Annotated in this window: 5 protein-coding genes; 2 read left to right on the top strand and 3 right to left on the bottom strand. The window is 42.9% G+C overall.

The window, feature by feature from the left end; translation table 11 throughout:
• The 3 genes from F6K38_RS14985 to gyrB form a co-directional block, all read right to left on the bottom strand.
• Positions 1-146, bottom strand: a 146-nt coding sequence (locus tag F6K38_RS14985) for an element excision factor XisH family protein (RefSeq protein ID WP_287356852.1), incomplete at its 3' end; no start/stop codon positions are given.
• Between the two features lie 63 nt (positions 147-209).
• Positions 210-833 (bottom strand): type I restriction endonuclease, encoded by a 624-nt coding sequence (locus F6K38_RS14980; RefSeq protein ID WP_287356842.1) that lies wholly within the window; start codon positions 831-833, stop codon positions 210-212.
• 166 nt (positions 834-999) lie between these two features.
• Complete coding sequence (gyrB, locus tag F6K38_RS14975) at positions 1000-3447, bottom strand: DNA topoisomerase (ATP-hydrolyzing) subunit B (RefSeq protein WP_287356840.1); 2448 nt, start codon at positions 3445-3447, stop codon at positions 1000-1002.
• 198 nt (positions 3448-3645) lie between these two features.
• Here gyrB and miaA point away from each other — a divergent pair, with 198 nt between their 5' ends.
• On the top strand, positions 3646-4623 hold the full coding sequence (gene miaA, locus F6K38_RS14970; protein WP_008190349.1) for a tRNA (adenosine(37)-N6)-dimethylallyltransferase MiaA: 978 nt from the start codon (positions 3646-3648) through the stop codon (positions 4621-4623).
• Between the two features lie 261 nt (positions 4624-4884).
• The gene (locus tag F6K38_RS14965; protein ID WP_008190346.1) at positions 4885-5730 is read left to right on the top strand and encodes a phytanoyl-CoA dioxygenase family protein; all 846 of its coding nucleotides are present in this window, start codon (positions 4885-4887) and stop codon (positions 5728-5730) included.
• The last annotated feature ends 270 nt before the right edge of the window (positions 5731-6000 follow it).

Here is a 6000-nt window from a genome sequence, read left to right as displayed (position 1 = left end):
TAGCGCAGTTGATAGGGATCGTGAGTAATCAGCCAACCATCTTTTTGTAAAGCTATTTTAACTGTATTGTGGAAAATATCTTTGGCCATATTTTGATTATTATCATAAAATTCCCAACACTGGCGGTGCGTTACGGGACGGGCTATCCTAACACTACCAGGCCGAAAATCAGTGCGAGCCCGTCTTATCACGCACCCTACTGGACTGGGTTATTGCTTAACTAATTGATTAAACCGCTTTAGGATTTTGAGAACATGCTCCAAACCTGTCTTATTCCGAAGAGAAAATGAATCTGAATCACCATACTTTGGTGTATTGTCTTTGCTCAGCTTTAGGAAAATAAAATCTGGCCCATTGGTGATAAATCCAAAAGCAGGTCTTTTTGATTCAAGACTCCCTAGCATATAACTTAGTGCTTGGGGGATGCCAACTTCCAGAGAGTAATCGGCTCGTTTGGCTTCGATCACTAAAACCCAAAATTCAGGAGTATAGATCAGTAGGTCAAGTCTTCCTGTAATAATTGTTTCTTGATCTTCGGAAGTAATTTCTACGACTTTCTCTGCAGTAAGATAAAAGGGAGGACGATAAAAACCAGCTAGTTTCAATAATGGGGAAAGTACTACCATTTTAACAATGGTTTCCACCATTGGACGCTCTGATAAGTGGAGATAGTCTTTCTTTATTTCGTTTAGCTCTTTTTTTTCTAATTCTGTTAGTTCTGGTAAATCATCTTGCCACTCCCGAAAGAATTGCTCATCATCGGTGCGCTCTAAGCAAAATTTTATTCTTAAATCGTAGAGGGTAATTTGGTTAGCTGGAATTGCGGTAACCATGGCTTGATTTACTATAAGGGAGTAGGGAGCAGGGAGTAGGGAGCAGGGAATAGGGTGGGCAGATTAATTTGACTCTGATGGTGGGTGGTGCGTTACGGGACGGATTTTCCTAACACTTGCTAGCGAGGAAATAAGGGCTCGCCCGTCCCTAACACACCCTACGTAATTAAATATCTAAATCGTTTAGATTGAGTCGAGCGCCATAGGTTTCAATGAATTGGCGGCGAGGAGCAACCCGGTCTCCCATGAGTACAGTAAAGATTCTGTCTGCTTCAGCAGCATCTTCGATTTCGATTTGCTTCATGGTGCGAGTTTCTGGATTCATGGTGGTGTCCCACAACTGCTGTGGCATCATTTCACCTAATCCTTTGAATCGTTGGATGTTATAGTTAGCGTTATCAGGAAATTGGCTAATCCGCTGTTGTAGTTCGCGATCGCTATAACAATAATTATGGTTGCGACCTCGTTCTAGTTTATATAAGGGCGGACAAGCGATGTAGATGTAGCCTTGGTCCACAAGGGCTCGTTGATAGCGGTAGAAGAAGGTTAGTAATAAAGTACGGATGTGAGCGCCATCCACATCAGCATCAGTCATTATTACAATGCGGTGGTAGCGTAAATTGGACGGATCGAATTCTTCTCCTTTAATCCCTAGCCCTAGGGCTGTAATTAGGGATTGGATTTCTGTGTTCTTGTAAATTTTGGCATCATCAGTTTTCTCAATGTTGAGGATTTTTCCACGCAGGGGGAGAATGGCTTGGAATTGGCGATCGCGTCCTTGTTTAGCACTGTTGTGAACAAACACCCCACTCTCTAGAGCGAAGTTATGGGTATGAGGCACTTCGATATCATAGACATCTACCAATTGTTCTAGGGGTTCAATGGAAACAACTTGGTAGTTATAGTTAGCAACAGCTTCACAAACCTGTGTCTGATTACCAGCAACAGCGGCATAGGCTTCTTTATTTTGGGTTTTGACCTTTGCCTGTTTCCTGATTTCTGCCAGTGGCCGATACAGAGGCATTAGCAAATCATCACGAGTCAGGGATACTGCTGGCTTATAACTACCATCTTGCAACATGAACAGGTGATCGGGAGTGCAAATAATGGTTTCTGAGTTATCTAAGGTAAGTTTGATGACTTTAGCATTGGCTTTGGTGATTCTGGGATTGATAATCCGTTCTATTCCGATGCTGCCATTATTGGTAATCGTGTAGCAAAAATGCTCTTTACCCATAGCTTGTTCAGCTACAAGTTCTTTGAAGCTCAAAGAACGTCCATCAGCCAGGGCAACCTGTGTCTCTCCAGAAAAACAGCCCCCTGCACTATCTCCCTCAACGATAAATATCTCTGATTCCGCTGGGTCCCGAGAACTACAATCGGCTAACTTACCGGGTAAGGGAGAAGACTCTAGTACTGACTTCCGCCGCACTAATTCACGAGCACGACGAGCAGCTTCTGCGGCTTTATAGGCTTGAATCGCTTTTTCTAAGATAGTATCGACTACTTGGGGACGAAAATCCAGGTATTCAGTCAAGACTTCCCCAACTAGGGAATCTACAATGCCCCTTACTTCTGTATTTCCTAGTTTAGTTTTGGTTTGACCTTCAAATTCTGGCTCTGGGACTTTGACAGAAATCACCCCAGTTAATCCTTCTCGGATATTCTCACCACCTAGGTTAGACTCACTTTCTTTGATTTTATTCCGCTTGCGTGCGATCGCATTCATGGTTCGGGTCAAGACTGTCTTGAGCCCCTCCAAGTGGGTACCACCATCAATCGTGCGAATATTGTTCGCAAAACCCAGCAAATTATCACTATAGGCATCAATGCACCATTGTAGTGCCACTTCCACTTGGATATTTTTGCGTTCCCCTTGTATATAGATAATCTCCTCGTGTAGGGCGTGCTTTTCTCGGTTCATGTAAGCGACATATTCCTGGATACCTCCCTCGTAGTGATAGGTTTCTACTCTGGGTTCTTCCAGGCGATGGTCTGAGAAGGTAATTCTAACACTAGCATTCAGGTAAGCCAGTTCCCGGAGACGTCCGGATAAGGTGGTGTAATCAAACTCAATACCGCCAGTAAAGATTTCGGTATCTGGCTTGAAGTTTACTGAGGTACCAGTCTTGGTCTTTTTATAGGGCTTGACGAGCAGTTCAGTAACCGGGACACCTCGCTCATAGCGCTGGGTATGTTCTTTTTTCTCCCGCCACACCGTTACATCTACCCACTCAGACAGAGCATTGACTACAGAAACACCAACACCGTGCAATCCTCCAGAGACTTTATAGCCGCCACCACCAAACTTACCACCGGCATGAAGTACGGTCATTACGGTTTCCAGTGCTGATTTCCCTGTGGTAGGGTGGGTGTCTGTAGGAACCCCTCGTCCGTCATCGGTAACGGTTACGGAACCATCGCTATTGATATCAACTTCGATGTGAGTACAATACCCAGCAAGCGCTTCATCGATGGAATTGTCTACAACTTCGTAGACTAGATGATGGAGACCCCTAGGTCCAGTTGTCCCGATGTACATCCCTGGGCGTTTCCGCACCGGTTCGAGACCTTCTAGAACTTGAATCTGATCGGCACTGTAACTACTCGTCATAATCTTTCGGGGTTCTCCCTTAAAAGCTTGGAAAGGCTATGATTCATCAAAAATGATAAAACACCCGAAAATTGTAACACAAAAGCCTTACAGGCGACCACAGACCACTTTCATAGGTTATTTCTATAGGGGATTGACTATATAGGTTATCACCCAGTGGGTCAGTGGTCGAGTGGGTTCCGAATGTCACCATGCAAGATGAAACAGCCCTCCGCTCAAAACTCAAAACTCAACACTGAGCACTCAGCAGTCATAGTAATTTGCGGTGCTACAGCCACAGGTAAATCTAGTCTAGGGATAGAATTAGCCCAGCGGGTTAGTTCGATAATTCTTAATGCTGATTCTCGTCAGGTTTACCGAGAATTTGATATTGGAACGGCTAAGCCGACACTCGCTCAACAACAGCAGGTACCCCATTATCTGATCGACATCTGTGATCCAACCGAAACCTTAACTGTAGCTGATTATCAACAGCAAGCCCAGGAAATTATAGCTAGCAAACATAGGGAACACCAGGAAGACCGGGTAGATCAGGCGGACTTAAACAATAAACCTCTTTTCCTAGTTGGTGGTACTGGTTTATATATCAAATCCGTAGTGCGGGGGTTAAAAATTCCTCGGGTTGCGCCTCAGGAAGATTTGCGATCGCAACTAGCTGCTCTTGGTCAAGCTCAGCTCTATAATTTCCTGCAACAGATTGACCCTGTTGCTGCTCAGAAGATTCATCCCAATGACCAAGTGCGGACATTGCGAGCATTGGAAGTATTTTATGTAACTGGAATTCCGATATCACAGCAGCAGGGAGAGAATCCTCCTAATTATCCAATTCTCCAGATTGGCTTGGAATGTCAGGATTCTGAAACTATTACCCAGCGGATTGCTCAGCGTACTGACCAAATGTTAGCAGCAGGATTTGTGGCTGAGGTGGAAACTATTGCTCAGAAGTATGGTTGGAATTTACCGTTACTGGATACGTTGGGATATCGGGAAATTAAAGATTATCTTGCTGGTAACTTATCCCTTGATCAGGCCAGAGATTTAACTGTTGTCCACACTCGCCAATTTGCTAAACGTCAACGCACTTGGTTTAAGGCTTATCCTGAGATTGAATGGTTTGATGCGGATTGTCCTGATTTGTTGGAGAAAGTTTGGGAGCGGATAGAAGGTTTTTTATAGACTGTTTGCTGAGGGGGTGACGTTTTTTTTTAACTGAATAATCTCCAATTTAAATACGCATAATTTTCCATTGCTATATAAAATTTGACATAAATAAAAATGAATTAAAAATATTTATTTATTAAAGCTATTGTATATAAACGTATACATTTGAGGCTGGCATGCTAGTAATAATAGGAGTGTTCAAATAAATACCTTAGGAATTTCATGATTTTTAGCTCTAATTATTTTGCCATGAAGACCAAACGTATACCGTCAAAAATGAAAAGAGAGTTTTTCCGAATACCGATACTCCATAAGTTATCCTATGGCAACTATCTAATCAGACTAGAAAACCATTCTAATTCCCTACCTACCCTAGCACCAGTAGATTTACCATTGTTGAATTCTCTAAAGAGAGAAGGAACGTTTATTACTTCTTTAGAAGAGTTAGCAATTTCCTCTAATAAACTGAGAGATAGTGCGGAGGATATTTTAAGCAAATTACGGGCATTGCCGATACCGAAAATTGAGTCTTCTATAACCTATCGCAACGAGCTAATTAATTACCCACAAATTTTGAAGTGGGGACTTAACGAACGATTGCTTGATATTGTAGAAAATTACCTTGGTCTTCCAGTGTTATTAGCTGGTCTAATCTTTCAAAGGAATATTGCCGATAGTAAACCAGTAAATGTCAGGCAATGGCACGTAGATCCAGAAGACTATCGCATGGTTAAAATCATTATCTACTTGAATGATGTGGGGTTAGATGGTGGCCCTTTTGAATATATTCCCAGAAATTTAACCTCATCATTAGCTGAAGCCCTGAACTACAATTATTACTATTCTGGTTTAGTCTCAGATAAATACATGGCAAGGGTTGCGTCTAAATTTACCAGTAACCCTTGCACAGGAGCCTACGGCACAGTAATTTTTACTGACACACGCAACATTTTCCACCGTCTGAAACCACCTACTGCATCAGACCGATACTCAATTACTTTCGCCTACACCTCTAGACGACCGATCACAACCTTTGAGAGAATAAACTACTCTCAAAAACACTTGCAAGCCATTGCCAGCGGTTTAAGCCAACGACAACAAGATTGTCTCTTTTTGAATTAAAGTTTTGATCATTAGAGTGGAGTTGCGCCATGATTAACCCAGCTGTTTCGTGCTTACATGGACTTCACTAGTGAACCACAACCTGGTCAACCTCTCTGGGTGCATCTCATTTTTGCTGTTTGACACGGTGGTGCGTTACGGGGCGGGCTATCCAAACCCTGACTACGAGGCGAAAAATGAAGGCTCCCCTAACACACCCTACGCAAAATTTTCAAATATGAGATGCACCCACCTCTCTTCTGTAGATGATCTGACCATCACCTCTTTAGT

This window comes from Moorena sp. SIO3B2, assembly GCF_010692525.1.
Classification (GTDB): domain Bacteria; phylum Cyanobacteriota; class Cyanobacteriia; order Cyanobacteriales; family Coleofasciculaceae; genus Moorena; species Moorena producens.
Note: the sequence above shows the minus strand (reverse complement) of the source record. Positions and strands in the feature narration are given on the sequence as shown.

Coding starts and splice junctions, on each gene's coding strand:
- F6K38_RS14980 (WP_287356842.1), bottom strand. CDS start 833: ATGGTTACCGCAATTCCAGCTAACCAAATTACCCTCTACGATTTAAGA.
- gyrB (WP_287356840.1), bottom strand. CDS start 3,447: ATGACGAGTAGTTACAGTGCCGATCAGATTCAAGTTCTAGAAGGTCTC.
- miaA (WP_008190349.1), top strand. CDS start 3,646: ATGAAACAGCCCTCCGCTCAAAACTCAAAACTCAACACTGAGCACTCA.
- F6K38_RS14965 (WP_008190346.1), top strand. CDS start 4,885: ATGAAAAGAGAGTTTTTCCGAATACCGATACTCCATAAGTTATCCTAT.